This is a genomic window from Clostridium sp. OF09-36, assembly GCF_003481985.1.
Lineage (GTDB): Bacteria > Bacillota > Clostridia > Lachnospirales > Lachnospiraceae > Brotaphodocola.
In genome coordinates, this window is the sequence record NZ_QUMD01000023.1 from 1 (window position 1) to 18,882 (window position 18,882).

Consider the following 18,882-nt stretch of genomic DNA (forward strand, 5'->3'; position numbering starts at 1 on the left):
TACTATTGCTTATATTAAAGTGAATGTTACTATGAGGAGCCGTATGCGGGAAAGCCGCACGTACGGATCTGTGAGGGGCTAAGATTGAGAGGTCTTAGTCTACTCGACTTACGAGGAGAACACAGTGTACGCACAGGCAGCGATAAAACCGAATACCTTACTCCGTAACGGTGCATACGGCATCGTTATGAGGGGTGTGCAAAAATGCACCTGTGCGGGTGCATCGTTAAGGGGTAGATATTCCGCTCCGTTATGTTGTATCAAATTAGACACGGCAACAGATCCAGCATGTGGCAGTGGTAACTTCCTTACGGAAACATATATTAGCATTCGTAGGCTTGAAAATAAGGTATTGGCTGAGTTGCAGAAGGGCCAGATTCGCTTCGGATTTGAAGAAGCAAATCCAATTCAGGTATCCATTGCTCAGTTTTATGGCATTGAGATTAACGATTTCGCCGTTACTGTTGCTAAGACAGCGCTCTGGATTGCGGAGAGCCAGATGATGAAAGAAACAGAAGCAATCGTATTGATGCAACTTGATTTCTTGCCTTTAAAAACTAATGCATCTATCATCGAGAGTAATGCTTTGCAGATTAACTGGGAAGATGTTGTGCCGAAAATGAGCGTCAATTATATTATGGGTAACCCGCCGTTTGTAGGTGCACGGATGATGAATAAAGTCCAGAAGGACGATATAGCACTCGTTTTCCCAGGTTGGAAAAATGCTGGTAACTTGGATTATGTTTGTTGTTGGTATAAAAAATAGTAGAATTTTCTGCCGTTCCACACAATAAAATTTGATAGGTAAAACGCTGAAAAGCCGCATAAACACTATGTTTTTGCGGCTTTTCGCGTTCCTGCGTCAGCGGTCAAAAAATGCCGTTTGACGCTTTTTTGCCGCCCTAACTCGACGGGGTGATATAAAAGGCTATAAGAAGCGGTAAAAAGATAAGTCGGTCAAAGCTCCATTTCCTTGTGTTTTTTCTTTGTCGTTCCTTTTTCTGTTTTTGCGCCTGCTTCCTTTGCCTGTGCCGGGGCTGCTTTTTCTACTGCGCCGTGGTAGGTGTCCAACACCTCCTTTTTTCGCTCCAGGCGCACATCAACATATCGGGCGGTTACTGCTTCAAAGTTCATGGATAAGCCAAGCGACGCGCCGATACCCGCAAGCGTATGTCCCAAGACTTCGCCCACGGTATAGAAGTCGCCTGTCAGTTGGTGCATATTCGTAGCTGCTGTATGGCGCAAATCGTGAAAACGGATATGCGGCATTTCCAAATCTTCAAGAAGTTTACCAAACTGCGACGATACCCAAGACGCATTGATAGGCGCACCGTCCGGCTTTGCCACAACAAGGTCATTGTCGTAGTAGGGCTTTCCCTCCTTTGCTGCCTGTTCCTTTTGCACTTCCTGCATAGCAAACTGTTTGAGGAAGAACGGACGGGCAAGCTCGGTAATCGGTAGCTTCCTGCCGTTGGATTTTGGCGGTGCCATTTCTTCAATGACTTTTGTTTTCGGCGGCACCTTAAAGGGTAGCTGCTCGGTAACGTCAAAGGTATTGTTTTCTAAATCCACGTTGCGCCAACGCAGCCCCAAGATTTCAGAACGGCGCATACCATAAAGCCCGCCAAGAATAACGGGCATTTCCCAAACTGTCCCCTCCACCCGCTGCATGAGCAGCTTGACTTGTTCCGGCGTGTAGGGGTCGGGTGTCTTATCGCCTTTTCCAAACTTCGTAAGGGTGTCCTTTGCAGCGTTTGTTTCAATATAGCGATATTTCCGGGCATGGCTCAACGCCACGCTCAACACGCGCTTTGCCCCGGCTGCGGTGGACGGTTTCAAGCCCTTGTCAATAATCTGCTGAAACATCTTGTCTACCATAGCCGGGGTAAGCTGATTAAGGGCAACGCCGCCAATGTATGGATTGATATAGTTTGCAATGGTCTTTTTGTACCCGTCGTAGGTAGAGGGGCGCAAGTTTACTCTTGCATAGCTTTCCACCCAATCATTGAGATAGGCGGCGACGGTCTGCTTGCGCTGTGAAGTAATGGAAGCGATCTGCCCCGGATTTTGGAGTTTCGTTTTCATTTCCGCTTCATGCTGCGCCGCTTCGCGTTTGGTCGCAAATCCTCGTTTGGTATAGGATTTTTTCGCCCCGTCGGGGGCGGTGTACTTTATATCAACGTCGTAAACCGTACCCGGTCGCCCGGTCAGTACGCCGTTACTGTCGCGTTTGTTTTTCGCTTGTCTTGTTCTGATTGCCATAGCTTAACCCCCTTGCGTTGCCGGGGGCTTTGCCGCTTTCTTTGCTCTGTGGTACCAATCCCAAATAGCAGCGTCGGCAATCAAGCGGCGGTTTCCATTTTGGATATATTCAAGCTCGCCACTATCCATAAGCTCGCGCAGCTTGTTTTCGCCAATGCCGCTAACCTTGCTCATTTGCTCTACTGTTTTCAGCATAGGCAGCAAAGGGGCGGCATAGCTTGTAGTTTCTTTTTTTGCCATAGAGATTACCCCCTTTCGTAAAAATGGCAAAAGGTTTGTTTACGAAAAGTGGGTTTCATCAGACGGTCGATTCGCTTCTCAACCTCACGGGAATTGCACCCCTGCGCGGTTCTCGCGCAGCCCTACCCATTGCCTGCGACGCTTTGAACGCTCGGACTATGGCGATAAGGGAGTATCATTATGTATTTTGCGCTTCGTCGCCGACAAGCTGCTGTGCCTGTTTTCCGGAGTCGGTGTTGATCGCTCGGCAATCCGGAGCGGGGAAATCCCGCCGGGAATGCGTCATGGCGCACCCGCCGCATGGCTCGACGCAAAAGGAACGTATCTGATTTGCCCTATGCTGCGCCGCCGTTATCTTGCGTCGCTTTCTTTTTCAAGGTACAAAAGACAGAAATATACAAAGAGGAAAGGGGAGGAACACTTTGCGTTTATTTCTCTGTCTTAAAGGATAGGACAGCCCGCATGAGCTTTGCTTGCAGCCGTTCGCGCAAGTCCTCGTCTATGCCGTAATAGGTATTGCCGTTCTCGTCACGGATTTTCCGCATAGACAGGTGGGCTATGTAGCTTTGGTAGTGCTGCATTACAATTTTCATGGCGTCGGGGTCGCCCTTTGTCGCGGCTAAAATGACCGGGTAGGGTAATAAGCCGCGCTCATTGTCATTACAATTCGTTCCATTCATCAGCGCGTTCCTCCAAATATCGTTTTAGCAGTTCAAAAGAGCTTGTCCGTCTATACTGTACTGTGCTGCGGGGTACTTTCATAAGCTCCGCGATTTCAGCGTCGGTCATGCTGAAAAAGTAATACAGTAAAACGGCTTGCCGTTTTTCTTCCGGCAGGGAGTGCATTGCTTCGGCAAGCAACTTCGCCGTAATCTTCAAACCGCCTGCACAAAAAGCGTCCTCGTCCTCATTGACAAAATATCTGTCAACGGTATAAAGCTGCTTTTCCTCATGCGGGGCAAGGTCTGAAAAGTTGACTTCGTGCTTTCGCCGACTTTTGCTTTCCCGGCAGGCGTCAATCAGTTCGTTGCGTAGCGTGTGTTTGCAGTACGCATTAAACTCACATCTTGTCTGCCATTCCAACCGATTAGGATAATCCATGTTCTCACCCCCTTTCGTCCCGGGGGCGGGTTATTTATCCCCTTTCGGCTGCCTTCCACGGACGTGCCGCAGATTTGCCAAACGGAATAGAAAAGTTTTTCAAAAAAGTTTTGAAAAACACAAAATGCGCCCGTCTGCAAGGCGCAGACGGACGCAAAGGAAATGTAAGCAGTATTCAGATGATTTGACAGTTCATACTCATGGGTAGACTTGCCCGGAGGTGGAGCTATGCTTTTTTTAATTGATGAAGCTCATGGGTATTATGGAATACCAAAGTAGACACGGCGGCAACCTCCTAAAATACCGCCGTGTCAGTTCATGGTGTCCGGGTCGTCGCAAGTTTGGGATAGATTGACGAAAAGAAACGGCGGCTCTGAAAAATCAAAGCCGCCGAGATAAAATAAGCGCGTGAAAATATGGCTGCTGCACGACGGCTTTTTTTCTTTTGCCGTCGTCCGGCAGATTACTATTTGCTATCAAAGAAAGAGCCGATAACCGCAAATTTATGTTTTGCGGATTATCGGCTCTGCGTCTGTGCGTCTGGCTCTTTGATAACAGTAATATTCAATTTGTGGACGCTAATAAGATTTTCTTGTTTACACTTTGGGCAATATAAAGGGAAATTTTTAAGCACAGTATCATCTCGAATTTTTAATCTTGTTTTATTGCCGCACACTGGGCAAAATATCCACTCACATTTTATCATTTTTATACCTCACGAACATAATAACAAAAAGAGTACCTCTATAACGCTTGATAAAGGTGTTCTCCTCGCCTATTTAGACAAAGTACCAAAATACTTATTAACAGTAGAATAATGCCGCACACAATATACCCACCCAACAGCAATGAGTTTGAGAAGTATTTCAGAAGCAAATAGCATGTTCCACAGGTTGAGAGTGTTCCAATCAGTGCGCTTAATATTGCAGGTAGACTTTGCTTGATAATATGTGTAATATTTTCCCATTCAAAGTTGGGGAAAAATATGTTTATTAAACATCCTATTATGCCAATAAATAAAGAATATAGAAATGGCATAGCATATCCTAACATGACTTTTTCCAAAGACCAATGCAAGTAAAAAGCCATTACTGTATTCAAAACTAATATAATAGGCCCCGATACAGAAAGATGTAACAGTATCTTTGATTTGATAATGTATTTTGCGGTTATCGGCAAAGATTTCAATATTTCAATTTGTTTTCCCTCAATGGAAATACTGGGATAAGTCGTGCTGGATAATGTTACTAAAACAGTAAATACAAAAATATAAAACACATCATATTCCGCAGGGGCAACTTTCAAGTATTCGGCTAATTGATAAGCATACAGGCTAATTTTGTCTGTCATAAAAACAATTAACACTACAAATATAGCAGCAAACAAAAAACCACAAGCAGTATTTGTTAAATATACAGGCAACGAAAAATAGCGTACTCGTTCTCTTTTTACAAGCGCGGTCATAAGACTGTTTTGCTTAAAAGATTGTTTATTCCGATTAGTATTTTGGTATTTTGTATGATGAATGATGTTACAGTACCAATTTTGATATATTCTGCTTAAACCAAATAGTAACGAACTACCTATGATAAGCACAATTCCAGTATATAATCCTAATGATAAATAATCACAACAAAGAATTAAGTGTACATATCTGCTTCCAGGAATAGAAATAGCTGAAATTGAAAAGTTAAAACCCGTATCTCCCGCAACTATATCAGGAAATTTGCAAAACATGAATGTCATAAATGCAAATAAAATCAATACAGCTCCGATTGTTTTTAATCGTGTAACGAGAGCAGATGAGCTTTTCAATATATGATGAACTTTTGTTCCAACAATCGTTCCCAAAAGACCGGGAATGATAGGAAATAGCAAAACAACCCCTGCCATGACTGGATAATATGAAATTTTCATATCGGCAGTTAAGCCGAATAATACTGCCATAGGAAACAATAGCGTCATATCAAGGACGGCTTGAACTAAATATAAAATGCTTAACTTTGAGATTATTAACACCATTAAAGGAACAGGAAACGCAAGCAGGTTATCTATGTTCGTATCACTAAGGAGTAGTCCACTTCCCCAAAAGATACTGATAAAAACATTGAGTATCATGCAGATTAGGATCACTGGAAGAATAAGATTTATGATTATTTCGTCCAGTGTCCATGATAAAGAGAAAACAATGTTCAAAGAATAACTTAAATATACAAGCCCACCTATCAGGATAGTTCCAACAAAAATGTAGAGATAAATAGTGTTTCTACGCTTCTGGTTATCTGCATAGCGCAGTTGGTTAAGCCGGCACAACTGTATCAAATTATTTTTCAATAGAAGTAATAAAATTTTCATCGCTATTCATCTCCATAAAAACTTCTTCCAACCCCTTTGTTCCGGTGATTTCTACTGTCGGGCCGGAATATAGTAAATGCCCTTGTTTAATGACCGCTACTTTATTGCATACCTTCTCTACCACATCGAGAATATGACTTGAAAATAGAACGGAGCTTCCGTCCGCACATAATTCTTTCATTTGCTCTTTTAAGATTATAAATGCTTCGGGGTCTAAGCCAACGAACGGTTCATCCAAAATCAAGAGTTTCGGTGCATGTGAAAATGCAGCAATCAGCGCAAGTTTTTGTTTCATTCCATGTGAGTAAGAGGAGATTAAACTGTTCAAATGCGGTTCCATTTGAAATGTCGAAGCTAACTTTTCGATAATGTACTTGCGATTTTGAGATGGAACGGCATAAATGTCAGCAATAAAATTAAGGTACTGTATTCCTGTCATATACTCGTCAAGTTGTGGATTGTCTGGTACATATGCCATTTTCTTTTTGCAAACTATTGGTTCTTTGAGTATTGAAACACCGTCTAATAGGATTTCACCCTTGTCAATACCAACTATACCTAAACAAGATTTTAAGGTAGTTGTCTTACCAGCTCCATTTTTCCCAATGAAGCCCATTATGTCGCCGTCCTCAACTATTAAATTTAGATTACATACGGCTTTCTTTTCACCATAGCTTTTGGATAAGTTTCTGATTTCTAACATAGTGTCCTCCATTCTCATTTAGAAAAAAATCGAAATGAAAGTTAAAAAAATAAACCGTTCCGCTATCAATTCTCATTTCATACCTAAATAAATCATAATACCTGTCACAGCAAACGCCACCACTGGCATGATATAAAACATGTATGTCTTTTTATTTTCATGCTGGCTAAGAACTGCATCAACAATCAGATTGAGCAGGACACAAAATGCGGGAACACCAAAGACTACGACATTACGAGGCCAAAAAGAGTTCGCATTTCCGGCAGAATCAAAGTGCACTGGAACAGACTCTGGCAGTTTGCCAGAAAAGGCGATAAGGACTGCCAATGTCAATGCACATAGTACGGTACTGATAATGATATGTTTCTTTACAGATTTCATAAGTATATCCTCCTTAAATTAAGTGTTCTTCTTTCTTCTGAAATAAAGAAAGAGTGAATAGGCCAATGGAACAACGCCAACTAATAGAATAATTAGCGGAACGGTCACAAAGTAAAATTTGTGCAATGGATGTAGGATAAAGACTAATCCAGAAAGAAGCCATGTATAACTTCCCAATTTGTGTGTTTTATACCAACTTTCTTCATCATTGAACAGCCACGGGAATTTCAATCCAACATAAGGATTTATATGATTTTTAGGAAAGTAATTTCCGCTGATAATGAACATTATGCCAACAAACACATAGATAAATGCTTCCGTTATATCCTGCTCTGGAAATAGCAAAGAATAAAACTGGGGAATTAAATATACCACACCCGTAATCGGCATAATCCATTTGCCTAAAAATATCAGACTTTTAGCCCCGTTGGTCGAAGCAACCTTAATACTTAGTCCAAAGTTCAAGACTATATTAAGCAGAATGGCAATTACATAAAGTAGGATATACATGTCAGCATTGCTATTCTTTAGCTTTGAGATTATCAATGTTGTAAAAGATAAAATAATACATGCTATGGTTGAGATGATTAAAGTACGCTTATTTTTCTGGTTCATTCTTATCCTCCTGAAACTGCATAAGCCACATAACGGCGTCTTCAAATACAGAAATGTTTATCTCGTAATAAATGTATTTCTGATAACGTGTTTCAAAAATTAAATCAGCCTTTTTTAGAGTAGAAAGATGATATGAAATAGTGGCATTTGATAAATCAAATTCTGCGGCAATCTCTCCGGCAGACATCTTTCGTTTTTGTTTTAGTTTTAGTAATATTTCCCGTCGAACGGGATCGCTAAGTGCTTTGAATACATTTGGTAAGCTCACGGTATTATCACCTTTGGTTCTTCTCATTTTGATTTATTTCTAAATGACAATCACATTATATCACGGGCGTGCTAAAAATCAATATCATTTTGAAGATTTTCTAAATGAAATCGCTAAAAGCGAACAGTGAAACCAAAATAATGAATTATTTTAGTGCATAGTAGGAAGTATATAGACATATCCAACGAGAAAGGGGAACAGTAAAATGTAACTGGGTGAATGAATATGGCAAAAAGACCAGTAGAAAAATATGACTTCAAGGCTTTCGGGCAAGCAATAAAAGCAGCGCGGACAGCAAGAAAGGAGAGCCGCAAGAAAGTAAGCGACGAAATGTTTATTTCCCCTCGCTACCTTGCGAACATTGAGAATAACGGGCAACACCCAAGTCTGCAAATCTTTTTTGAGCTTATGCTCCGTTACGATATATCCGTAGACCAGTTCCTTTTAGAGAAGCCGGATACGAAAAATACGCAGCGTCGGCAGCTTGACACGTTGCTTGATACCATGAGCGATAAGGGAATACGGATTGTAACCGCAACGGCGAAAGAAATTAAGGAAGTTGAAAAAGAGGACAAATGAAAATGTCCGGCAAAATTGAATATGGATTTTAGGAAGCGTTGTAATCTTTTTTTGAGATTGCAGCGTTTTTCTTTTGGATAAGTTCGGCAAAATAGCTTTTTCTCCGTAGTGGGAAATAAGGACAGAAGAGATAAAAAACTTGAATAGCAAGCATAGGAAGCGGGTACCCACTTCCGTATTTTGCCCGTCCTGCGCTGCGGCAGCGTCGGCAAAATTGCTTGTTGGGAAGTGTCCCAAACCCTCGGAATGGAAAGGAGCATTTACACATGGACGGAAGAAAAAGAACGGTGCAAATCAAGTTCAGAGTAACAGAAGCGGAACGAGATTTAATTCTTGAAAAAATGAAGCTCGTTCCCACCCGGAACATGGCGGCGTATCTTCGCAAGATTGCCATTGACGGCTATATCATACAGGTAGACCATATCGACATAAAGGCAATGACAGCGGAGATACAGAAAATCGGCGTCAACGTCAATCAGATTGCAAAGCGCGTGAACAGTACGGGCAGCGTCTACCAAGAGGACATAGAAGAAATAAAGGGGGTGCTTGCGGAAATATGGCGGTTACAAAGATTAAGCCTATTAAGGGAACGCTAAACAAAGCCCTTGACTATATCCAAAATCCGGCAAAGACCGATGAAAAAATGCTTGTGTCCTCCTTTGGCTGCTCCTATGAAACGGCAGACATTGAATTTACATTTACTTTGTCGCAGGCGTTGGATAAGGGCAACAACCTCGCCCACCATTTGATACAAGCCTTTGAGCCGGGAGAAGTCGATTACAGAGAAGCCCATGAAATCGGGCGGCAGCTTGCCGACGCAGTAACCAAAGGTCAGCACGAATATGTTTTGACTACTCACATTGACAAGGGGCATATCCATAACCACATTATTTTTTGCGCGGTCAATTTCGTAGACCACCACAAGTACAATTCCAACAAGCGCAGCTATTACGGTATACGGAACATGAGCGATAAGCTGTGCCGGGAACATGGCTTATCAGTTGTCCTTCCGAACCGGGGCAGCAAGGGAAAAAGCTATGCAGAGTACCAGGCAGAGAAAACAGGTACCAGTTGGAAAGGCAAGCTGAAAATTGCCGTGGACGCTCTCATTCCCCAAGTGTCAAGTTTTGAGGAATTGCTATCACGGTTAGAAGCGACGGGCTATGAGGTAAAACCGGGGAAATATATTTCCTGCCGCGCTCCCGGACAGGAACGGTTTACCCGCCTTAAAACTCTCGGCGCAGATTATACAGAGGAAGCTATCAGAGAACGGATAAGCGGCAAACGCGCCCGCGCTGCGAAAGCTCCCCGCGCAGATCGTGGCGGCGTTAGTCTGCTCATTGATATTCAGAACAGTATCAAGGCGCAGGAAAGCCGGGGCTATGAGCAATGGGCAAAAATCCATAATCTGAAACAGGCAGCGAAAACCATGAATTTCTTGACAGAACATAAGATTGAACAGCACGCAGAATTGACCGCGAAAATCACGGAAGTTACCAAAGCAAGCGAACAGGCAGCGGACAGCTTGAAAGAGGTTGAAAAGCGGCTTACCGATATGACGCTGCTTATTAAGAATATCACTACCTATCAAAAGACAAAGCCCGCCTATGCTTCATACCGCAAGGTAAAGGATAAAGACAAATACCGGGCAGCCCATGAGAGCGATATTATTCTCTATGAAGCAGCGGCAAAGGCAATTAAGGCGGCGGGGATAACCAAGCTACCAAGTCTTGCCGCCCTGCAAGCAGAGTACGCAGCACTTCAAGAGCAGAAAGAAGCCCTGTATGCCGACTATGGGAAGCTGAAAAAGCAGGTCAAGGAATACGACGTTATCAAGAAGAATATCGACAGTATTTTGAAAGTGGAACGTCAGCCAGAACGGACAAAGGGAACAGAGCGCGGATAAATGAACACAAAAAAAGAACGGACGCGGCAGCCGGTATGTTGGCCACCGCGCCCGTTTTCTCTATGGGTGCAAATTATTTTTTGTTACGCAGTAGAACCGCGATTTTAAGGGAATAGGTATTAAGATATTACCGCCCTTCAAAACGGCTGTCAGAGCCGCATAAAACAAGGCTTTTTTCGCCCCTACTGCGTAACAAGAGCGCGTCTTTTCCTCATGCGCTCGGCTGCCTGTCTGCGGGTAATCCGCTTCCGGCAATCCGGGCAGTATTTGACGCTGTTTGAAGTAGATACAAAGAACGTGCCGCACTCGGTACATTTCTTTCTGTCCTCGGTCTGATTGAGTTCTGCATACAGGAGCTTGTCGGCGGGAAGTACGGCAATCCGAAACCACTTGCAGAGCAGCGAATAGGAAATGAGCTGCGGGCATACGCAAGTGTCCCCGTCGTCCAGTAAGATACAGTTGCCGTTATCGCAGTTGCAGCACTCCCGGCGTACAAGGGTATTGACTTTCCGGCTTTGGGGCGGCGTCAGCCGCTTAATCCCAGTCATACTTCATCAGCGGCGTAAATGGGAAGCCCCGCAAACTCCGCTTCGGTCATGGCTTCCACTTTGGAAAGGGTGCGCTTTGCAAGCTCTCGCATATCCTCGTCCATGAAAGGCAGCGCGGCGGTCATGTTCTCTACAAGCTGCGCTTTGCTTCCCTCGTGGTAAATGCTTAAAAGGTTTGTTTCCTCAACAGTCAATCTATTCATGCTCATACCTCCAAATCGTGATTTTTTGCTTTTGTCGTCGTCTTTTTAGGGGCTGTCTTTGTCTTATCTGCTTTTAGCTGCGCCCGGACAGAGGGGCGTGGCTTTTTAATCTCTTTGTCCCGGTTCTCTCCTTTGTCAATCAGCGCATACGTCCCATGTCTGCCCTCGATTTTGGAAAAGGAAAGGGTCTTGTAGGGCAGCATGGAGAAAAGGCGGTCAATGTCCTTTGTGTTCGCAAGCTGCATGAACGCCGGGGAAAGCTCCACCATGAAATGGGTCTTGTTCGGGCTGTTCGGTGTGTCATTCCGCTTCATTTCCCGCACAATGCGCCGCGCTTCCGTTTCAATCAGTCCGTCATGCAGCGTGGCGATATGTGCCTTAAAATCTCCCGGTAGAAGCTGCTCCCTGTTGCGGTGTTCCTCCCGTAAGAGCCATTTAAGCGCGTCCGGGTCGTTGGGTAGGGCTTCAAAGCGTTCAAACTTCCCAAGCTGCGGGTCTGGACTTCCGTTGAAATACTGTCCGGCGGGTATCGTCTGCTCCCCGCGCTCATAAATCAGCTTGACCGTATCGGCGGGCAGCCCCTTTTCCTTGACGCGCTCATAATGGCGGGAATAGTCAAGCTCATACAGATTGCCCTTGATTTTTCCATGCTCCCTGTCTGTCAGCTCGATTGCATAGGCAAGAATACGGTCGCTTGTCTGCTCCATGTAGAAACGCCAGGTGTTATGGGGCGCGGTGTCCTTTAGGAATACGTCGCGCTCCCGAAAGCAATGCGTCCCGGACGGTCGGCAAAACCATAAGAGGGTCTTGTCCTCTTTACTCGCATTTGCCGCCGCCCTTGCGATAATCTCCCTGTCAATGTCAAAATCGCTCTGATAAAATCCTGTATTCTGCTTTAATATCGCATGGAGAGAAGCAAGTACGTCCACATTTTCAAATTTATTCTGTTTCGGCATGGGTCAGCTCCTTTCCAAGTCCTGTGACTTCTGCTTTGTGTTCTTCTTTTTCCCCGTCCGTTCCTTGTCAGCTTTAAGCTGCGCCCGGATAGAGGGCTTTTCTTTGCCGCGTTCTTTGTCTGCCTTAATCGCTTCTGCAAGGTCAACAAGGGAAATCTGTTCCCCGGCTTTTACCTTTGCTTCCAGTTCGTCAACCGTAGGGGTGTTGTTGATGATACCGTCAAAGTTGTTGTCGTTCTGCTCGATTGTGTCCTCGACGTGCTTTAGCGGGTTTATCTTTTCCGGCTGTTGTGTCTGCTCCTGCAAAAACTCCGGCACTTCCTTGTAGCCGAAACTATCTACATAATGCGCCGCGTCCTGTCCGTTCTGATGAAGCACTACCACGTCGGAAACGGAAAGGCTGTGTCCCTTAAAATCTTTCGGGTGTTCGATATTGAAACGGGTGTAAATATCTTCAAGGGAAGTACCCGGCGTAAGCTCTGCGGAATAGACAAGCTCATAGTTTGCCTTATCAACCACATTTCCCGCCGCCTGCAGGCGGTTGTAAGGCTCAAAGCGGAAGTCCCGCGTTTCGTCCCCTTGCTTTAGCTGATAAATGGAAAAGGTGTCTTTGTCGGCTTCGGCTTCCTGCGCCTTTGCATATAGCTCCTTTACTTCTCCCTGCGTCAGCTCTCCGGCGTTCAGCCGCCCATGAGTTCCCGGCATTTTGCAAGGCTGCCGATATACAGCACGTCCCCGATTTTTGCCCTGCCGTTTTCCTGCGGGAGATAGGCTTGCAAGAAAAAGCGGTCGTTGTCGCCCGTTGTGCGGGGGTTGGCTTCAATCTTGTAAATGTACTCCGGCATGGCGGCTTTCTCCCTCGGCGCGTCCTGCACCTGTTCCTTTTGCAGTTCTGCGATATGTTCATCAATGCTGTTGATGATTTCCGCTGCGGTGCTGCGGATTGTTTCAAGAGAGCTTTTCAGTTCGGTAAGCTCCCGTCCGGCACTCCACCCGGCAACATACCCAAAGGAATAATCAGAGGTATCAAGCCCGTAATGCTGGCACACGGTATAGGCGATACTTTCTGCCTGTACCTCACGGGTGCGGCGGTCGGGTCTGTTCTCCAAGTCCTCTAAAGGGGCGTTTAGGTCAATGTCGTGCAGCTTCGCATGGGCGATTTCATGGATAAGTGTCTTTAAGGTTTGCAGCTCGCTCATGCCCTCATCAAGGGCAATACGCTTGTCCTCCAAGTGGTAGTAACCATGTGCGCCGCCCTCGATTTTTTCAAAGCCAACAGGAACAGGAGAAGTCTTTTCAAGGGCAGCGAAAACCTCCTTGTAATGCTCCACGTCCCCGGTCAGCATATTTACGGCAATATCGGGGATTTCCCTGCCCTCGGTCTGCGATACGTCAAAGACCGATACCACCTTAAAGGCGGGGATTGTGATTTCCTTTTCCTCGGTTACGGGCTTTCCGTCTTTGCCGATAATGGCTTTCTGTGTCTGCGGGTCGATTTTCTCCATTTCTTTTTTAATCTTGAACGGCGACGGGGCAAGGATTTTGATACCCTTTTGTCCTTTCATCACGTTTCGTCCAAAGTTATTTTTCCATGCGGAAAATCCGGCGATAAGGGAAGCGTCGGGCTTTTGCATGGCGATCAGCAGCGTATTGTTAAAGCTGTAATTATGAAACTTTGACATGACGCGCAGATATTCCTTGTAACGCTCGCTGTCGAACAGTTCCGTAATGCCTTGCTCCAAGCGGTCGGTTATCTCTTTGAGCTTTTCGGCGGGCTTCTCGGAAGTTAAGACAATGGGGATAACCGGGCGCGGCTCCTGCGGCGTTGCTTCGGGAACAGTCGCCTGTACTGCCGGGGCTGCGTCCAGTTCGACGGTTGGCTGCGGGTAGCTCATAATGCGGTAGTCCTCCGGCACATCGCGCCCCTCAAAGTGCTGCTCCCATGCGTCGCCGCTTTCCACAAGGTAGCCGTATTCCGTAAAGCTGCCTTTTTCCTGTGCGGCGGCGTTTCGTCCAAAGGCGATAAGGTCAATGCTGTTTTTCCATTCAGCGGGCATTTGCACCATGCCGGATTTGTTAAGGTAATAATCGCCCAATTCGCGGAGATTATGTACTTCGGGGATATGCACGAAAAAGTCCTCGTTATAGGTAAAGTCAATGAGCTGCCCGATATTCTCAAAACCATTCCTGCGCTGCGTGGCGGCGTTCAGCGCGGTAATCCCGGAAGCGTCAAGGGTTTCCAGTCGTGCCGCAAGGAAATTCAGCTCGTCCACCTGTGCCGCGCATACCATGTCATACGGCAGGGCAATGTGTCTGTCCTCCCGGTCAGAGTAGCCGTGAATGAAAAATTCCTGCGGATTGTCTGCGGTAATGCCGACGCTTTGCATGGCTTCGTGAAGTTCTTCCTTTGTGGCGGGCATGGATAACCAGCAGCCGCCCGGTTCTCCCGTTTCAAAACGGGTGCGGCTGTCAATAAGGATTGCAAACTGTTCCGTATCCTGTCCCGGTTCGGTTCTCGGTGCAGCGGCGGGAATGTCGGCAGCGGGCTGCTTGATTTCCTCGCCCTCTACGGTATAGCCCGGTAAGAGCTGCCCGTTTACCTTAAACTGTTCCGCGTATTCCGGCGGGATAGCCGGGGAGATTTCCGTAAAAAGTTTTTCATACGCCTTGATACGCCCATTCAGATATTTTTCCATAGCCGCCCGGTCAGCAAATACCTTTCTGTCCTGTCCGGCGATTTTCGCCTGTCCGTACCCGTGGGGGCTGTTGGTGTAGATGTTCCAAGACAGCGTATAGGAATACGGGATAGATTTCTGTGCTGCCTTGTCGTAGCGGGTATTTTCATACACATGGTAGCTCATTTTATATACCCGGTTGCTGATGGTGTGGCGGTCGTTGTCCTCGTCCTGCCACTTGTTCGCCGTATGCTTCACTTCGGGTATTCTCGCATACTCAATCGCCTTGTCAAATAGCAGGGTCTTTCCTGCCTGTTCCTCCCATGCGGAAGCCTGTACTTTCAGATTTTCAAAAACAGTCTGCTCCGCAGCCGCGCTTTCCTCCCGCAGCTTCACAAGCTCGGCAAGAGGTAAGGCGGTCAGCGGGGAAATATCCGCGCCTTTCGTGTCAAAATAGATACCGCGCTCAATCTTCATCTTGTCGGCGGCTTCCAGTCTGTCATGGTCGTATGAGGAATAACCTGTTTTCCATTCGTCCATTTGCTCGCTCCTTTCTTTTTCAATCATGCGGTGCATAAGCTCGTAGTCCTCAATACTCATGCTCCCGTCAAATACATAAGGGTCAAAATCTTCCCCGTCCCGGTAGGGCTTTTCGGAAAAGGGAAGCCCCGCTGCATGGGCGGCGGCTTTTGCTTCCTCGATAAGCTCCGGGGGAAGTCTGTCGTCGTGGGCTTCGATAAATCCGGCAACGTCATTTGTGCCGTTTTTGTAGTGGTGGCGCACTCCGGCGGTCAGCTCGTCAAGGCTCATATTCTCGCCTAAATGCCCGCAGTAGTAGCCGTTTAGAATAACGGCGGCGGGGTCAGCCGCCTTGATTTCCTCTAACCGGCTCCTGTCAAACGGTTCTAAAGTACCGTCCACTTCAAGATGAAACAGCTCGGCGTTCCATGAACGTCCCTCTTTCCAAAATGCTACCCATGCAATACCGTCCCTAAGTTCCTCTTGATAGTCCTTTACGCTGTCGCGCAAACTTGCCATGTGTAAAACCTCCTTTCGCGTATGGCAGCGCGGACGCTGCGTTTGTGGTTACATAGTCCTACTACGGTGCGCCCGCATTTCTGCCAAAGATTTTTGAGGATTTTTAGAGGGTTTGGGAAACTTCCCAACAAGCAAAATCCCCGCCAAGCTCGGTTAGAGTGGCAGGGATTTTACGGAAGTGGGTACCCGCTTCCTATGCTTGCTATTCAAGTTCTTTGTCCTTTGAAATGGTTACTTTGTAATTCACATACTTGCCGCCCGTATCAGCTAAAAGTACCGTTCCGTCATAGGTTTTGCCTGTTTTCGGAGAGTACAGCTTTTTGACTTTTACCTTGCCGGATTTTAAGAGTGCTGCGGCAATCGACCGGGTAAAGACGGTTTTACGTTCCTCAAAGAAGCGGTCATTTTTCCACATGGTAAAGCCGCACTCTTTGTTGGAACAGTAGTAGTTTTTCTTTCCCTCATAGACCGGGGACTTGCAGCGGGGACACTTCCCAATCTCTGTTTTTTCTGTCTTGAAAAGCTCTTGTTTCTCACCCAACACGGAAGCGTAGGTTTTTACAAGCCCCTGTGCCATTGCTTCAATTCCCTGCATGAAAGCGGCAGGGTCGGCGTTGCCCTTTGCAATCTGCGTCAGATTGTTTTCCCATGCAGCCGTAAGCTGCGGAGAGGTCAGACTATCCGGCAGGACGCAGACAAGGTTTGTGCCGTCTTTGGTGGGAAATAGCTGCTTGCCCTTGCGCTCCACAAAGCCGCCTTTGACTAACTTTTCAATGACGGCGGCGCGGGTGGCAGGCGTACCAAGCCCCCGGCGTTCTGCGTCCGGGTCGGTGTCCTCATTCCCGGCGCGTTCCATAGCCGACAAAAGACTTGCTTCATTGTGGGGCTTCGGGGGCGTGGTGGCATGCTCTGTCACTTTTGCCGCCGGATTTTCAAAGGTCTGCCCCTCGGAAAAGTCCGGCACATCTAACACAAGCTCGTTTTCGTCGTCGCTGTCCGGCTTCTTTTTGAGGGTCGCCCGGTAAAGCCGTTCAATCTCTTTCCACCCGGCAGCGATTACCGCCTTTCCCTTTGCCGTAAATTCATGGTCGGCGCAGGAGAAAACCGCCGTTACCGCTTCGTAAACGTGCGGCTCTGCGGTTGCCATAAGCAGACGCGCCCCGGCAAGGGTCAGGATATTGCGCTCGCTTTCCGGCAGCGCGGTAAGGTCAGCCTTTGCAAGCTCCATAGTGGGAATGATTGCGTGGTGGTCTGATACCTTTTTACTGTTCAGCACCTTTGCAATCTCCGGCGAAAAATCCGCGCCCTCCATAAAGGAAAGTTTCTCACAAAGCACCTTGATAATGCCCGTCGCTGTTTCTCCCATGTCGTCGGTCAGAAATGCGCTGTCCGTTCTCGGATAGGTCAAGAGCTTCTTTTCATAGAGCTTGCGCCAGGTCAAGGGTCTGCTTCGCGGTGTACCCGTAAATACGGTTTGCTTCCCGCTGTAAACTGGTAAGGTCAAAGAGCTTCGGCGGGGCAATGGTTTTCTTTTCTTTCACAAGGGAAGTACAGACAGCCGCCGACGCTTCGCAGGCTGCTTTCAGTTTGCCCGCTTCATCAGCGGCACAGATCTTCGCGCTTGCCGCTTCTGCGCCGGGGAGAGTAAGGCGCACATGGTAGTAGGTTTCTTTCTGAAAGCCTGTAATCGCAGCGTCCCGGTCTACAAGCATTTTGAGGGTCGGGGTCTGCACACGCCCCACGTTCAAGGTCTTTCCATACAGGCAGGAGAAAAGGCGGGTCGCGTTAATGCCGATAAGCCAGTCAGCCTTTGCCCTGCATAGTGCGGAATGGTAGAGGCGTCGTATTCCCGCCCGTCCTTCAGATTGTCAAAGCCACTTCGGATTGCTTCGTTTTCCATTGAGGAAATCCAAAGACGGGTAAAGGGCTTCTTGCAGCCCGCTTGATGATAGACAAATCGGAAAATCAACTCGCCCTCGCGTCCTGCGTCGCAGGCGTTCACGACTTCCGAAACGTCGGCGCGGTGCATGAGGTCTTTTAAGATTTTGAATTGTTTTCCCTTGTCGGCAGCTACGGTGTACTGCCATTCCTGCGGCAGAATGGGTAAGCTGTCATAGCTCCATTTCTTGTACTGTTCCCCATAGGCGGCAGCTTCGGAAAGCTGTACCAAATGCCCGATACACCAAGAAATGAGGTAGCCGTTTCCCTCGATATATCCGTCTTTTCTGCCCGTAACGCCAAGGGCGGCGGCAACCGCCGCCCCGACGCTGGGCTTCTCACAAATCACAAGTTTCATGCTTCCTCGTCCTCCTGTTCGGTATCTGCGCTGTCAGCTTCTTCCTCCGGCTCGTCCTCGTCGTATTCGTCAAAATCAAATTCGTCAAGGTCGGTGCCGCCTTTTACGCTCTGCTTCGGTTTCATAAACTTAACGTAGTAGAGGGCTGCGCCGCCGCCAAGAAGTCCCACAACAAGGAAAATGAGAAGCCCGCCCATGCTGTTTTTGGGTTTCTCCGGCTCTGCGGGTGCTTCCGGCTCGGCTTCCTTGCCTGTGCAGTTATTCATGGCTGCGGAGCAGACGGGGCAGGCGGTGTTTACTTCGCCCGCCTTGCATTTCTCGGTACAGTTGCAGACAGCCGGGGGCTGCTCGGTCTGTTCCTCCCCGATAATCGCCATAAGGTCGCTTTCGTCTACTTGATTTAGGAAGTGGACGGAATTTTCGCCCTCGGCTGCCCGGTCAACGATAATGTAAAAATAGTTGCCGCCTTTGCTTTTCACGACGATAAACTGCTTATCCTCGGCAGCGTCCCCGTCGATGTCGTCCACAAGGGTCATGTTGCCCTCCGGGGTAAGGGGCTGCGGTTCGGTTTCCACGATTACGCCGCTGTCGTCGGTTTCCTCTGTCGGGGTCTGCGCGTAGGCAGTAACGGAAAAGCCGCCCACAAGGACAAGGGCGGCGCAAAGTGCGGTAATGCTTGCAAGGATTTTATTCTTCATCTGCATTGTCCTCCTGTTCGTCATAGTCTGTGGGCATAGGGCAATGCCCGGAATACCG

18 protein-coding genes and 2 pseudogenes are annotated in these 18,882 nt (G+C 47.1%); 4 read left to right on the forward strand and 16 right to left on the reverse strand.

From position 1 onward, the window contains the following. Positions 1-124 precede the first annotated feature (124 nt). Positions 125-766 (forward strand): DNA methyltransferase, encoded by a 642-nt coding sequence (locus DXA97_RS14775; protein WP_347561641.1) that lies wholly within the window; start codon positions 125-127, stop codon positions 764-766. A 191-nt stretch (positions 767-957) separates the two neighbouring features. Here the strand turns inward: DXA97_RS14775 and DXA97_RS14780 are convergent, their stop codons facing one another. From DXA97_RS14780 to DXA97_RS14825, 10 genes are all read right to left on the reverse strand, one after another. Beyond that, positions 958-2,262 (reverse strand): tyrosine-type recombinase/integrase, encoded by a 1,305-nt coding sequence (locus DXA97_RS14780; protein ID WP_118720944.1) that lies wholly within the window; start codon positions 2,260-2,262, stop codon positions 958-960. Between the two features lie 3 nt (positions 2,263-2,265). After that, entirely contained in the window at positions 2,266-2,502 is a 237-nt protein-coding gene (locus DXA97_RS14785; RefSeq protein ID WP_118660533.1) for a helix-turn-helix domain-containing protein, read from the reverse strand. Positions 2,503-2,930: 428 nt separating this feature from the next. Further along, positions 2,931-3,182, reverse strand: a complete 252-nt coding sequence (locus DXA97_RS14790; protein ID WP_118660531.1) for a helix-turn-helix domain-containing protein — start codon at positions 3,180-3,182, stop codon at positions 2,931-2,933. Then, the gene (locus DXA97_RS14795) at positions 3,163-3,603 is read right to left on the reverse strand and encodes an RNA polymerase sigma factor (protein WP_118592104.1); all 441 of its coding nucleotides are present in this window, start codon (positions 3,601-3,603) and stop codon (positions 3,163-3,165) included. The genes DXA97_RS14790 and DXA97_RS14795 overlap by 20 nt, the downstream gene beginning before the upstream one ends. Before the next feature lie 517 nt (positions 3,604-4,120). After that, positions 4,121-4,309 (reverse strand): cysteine-rich KTR domain-containing protein, encoded by a 189-nt coding sequence (locus DXA97_RS14800; protein WP_118660529.1) that lies wholly within the window; start codon positions 4,307-4,309, stop codon positions 4,121-4,123. 38 nt (positions 4,310-4,347) lie between these two features. Continuing rightward, positions 4,348-5,958, reverse strand: coding sequence for a hypothetical protein (locus DXA97_RS14805; RefSeq protein ID WP_118660527.1), 1,611 nt, complete (start codon positions 5,956-5,958; stop codon positions 4,348-4,350). Further along, the gene (locus DXA97_RS14810) at positions 5,927-6,661 is read right to left on the reverse strand and encodes an ABC transporter ATP-binding protein (RefSeq protein ID WP_118660525.1); all 735 of its coding nucleotides are present in this window, start codon (positions 6,659-6,661) and stop codon (positions 5,927-5,929) included. Before DXA97_RS14810 ends, DXA97_RS14805 begins: the two co-directional genes overlap by 32 nt. A gap of 72 nt (positions 6,662-6,733) precedes the next feature. Continuing rightward, on the reverse strand, positions 6,734-7,042 hold the full coding sequence (locus DXA97_RS14815) for a DUF1648 domain-containing protein (protein ID WP_118660523.1): 309 nt from the start codon (positions 7,040-7,042) through the stop codon (positions 6,734-6,736). A gap of 18 nt (positions 7,043-7,060) precedes the next feature. Next, entirely contained in the window at positions 7,061-7,657 is a 597-nt protein-coding gene (locus tag DXA97_RS14820) for an SdpI family protein (protein ID WP_118660521.1), read from the reverse strand. Continuing rightward, positions 7,641-7,925, reverse strand: coding sequence for an autorepressor SdpR family transcription factor (locus DXA97_RS14825; RefSeq protein WP_243107696.1), 285 nt, complete (start codon positions 7,923-7,925; stop codon positions 7,641-7,643). The genes DXA97_RS14820 and DXA97_RS14825 overlap by 17 nt, the downstream gene beginning before the upstream one ends. A gap of 225 nt (positions 7,926-8,150) precedes the next feature. Here DXA97_RS14825 and DXA97_RS14830 point away from each other — a divergent pair, with 225 nt between their 5' ends. From DXA97_RS14830 to DXA97_RS14840, 3 genes are all read left to right on the forward strand, one after another. Continuing rightward, the gene (locus tag DXA97_RS14830) at positions 8,151-8,504 is read left to right on the forward strand and encodes a helix-turn-helix transcriptional regulator (protein WP_118660535.1); all 354 of its coding nucleotides are present in this window, start codon (positions 8,151-8,153) and stop codon (positions 8,502-8,504) included. Between the two features lie 266 nt (positions 8,505-8,770). Then, positions 8,771-9,100, forward strand: coding sequence for a plasmid mobilization relaxosome protein MobC (gene mobC, locus DXA97_RS14835; RefSeq protein WP_118660517.1), 330 nt, complete (start codon positions 8,771-8,773; stop codon positions 9,098-9,100). Beyond that, positions 9,061-10,410, forward strand: a complete 1,350-nt coding sequence (locus tag DXA97_RS14840; protein ID WP_118660515.1) for a relaxase/mobilization nuclease domain-containing protein — start codon at positions 9,061-9,063, stop codon at positions 10,408-10,410. Before mobC ends, DXA97_RS14840 begins: the two co-directional genes overlap by 40 nt. Positions 10,411-10,592: 182 nt before the next feature. Here DXA97_RS14840 and DXA97_RS14845 read toward each other — a convergent pair whose 3' ends face one another. The 6 genes and pseudogenes from DXA97_RS14845 to DXA97_RS14870 form a co-directional block, all read right to left on the reverse strand. Then, positions 10,593-10,958 carry a cysteine-rich VLP domain-containing protein gene (locus DXA97_RS14845; RefSeq protein WP_118660513.1) on the reverse strand — a complete coding sequence of 122 codons (366 nt, stop codon included), beginning with the start codon at positions 10,956-10,958 and terminating at the stop codon, positions 10,593-10,595. Further along, positions 10,955-11,161 (reverse strand): transposon-transfer assisting family protein, encoded by a 207-nt coding sequence (locus tag DXA97_RS14850; RefSeq protein ID WP_118660511.1) that lies wholly within the window; start codon positions 11,159-11,161, stop codon positions 10,955-10,957. The genes DXA97_RS14845 and DXA97_RS14850 overlap by 4 nt, the downstream gene beginning before the upstream one ends. A 2-nt stretch (positions 11,162-11,163) precedes the next feature. Beyond that, entirely contained in the window at positions 11,164-12,117 is a 954-nt protein-coding gene (locus tag DXA97_RS14855) for a hypothetical protein (protein WP_118660509.1), read from the reverse strand. A 3-nt stretch (positions 12,118-12,120) separates the two neighbouring features. Then, positions 12,121-15,830, reverse strand: a pseudogene (locus DXA97_RS14860) (YodL domain-containing protein). A gap of 202 nt (positions 15,831-16,032) precedes the next feature. Continuing rightward, positions 16,033-18,126 (reverse strand): annotated as a pseudogene (locus DXA97_RS14865) (DNA topoisomerase 3). After that, a complete protein-coding gene (locus DXA97_RS14870; RefSeq protein ID WP_170158610.1) occupies positions 18,123-18,824 on the reverse strand; it encodes a DUF4366 domain-containing protein in 702 nt (233 codons plus the stop codon). The pseudogene DXA97_RS14865 and the gene DXA97_RS14870 overlap by 4 nt, the downstream one beginning before the upstream one ends. Positions 18,825-18,882 lie beyond the last annotated feature (58 nt).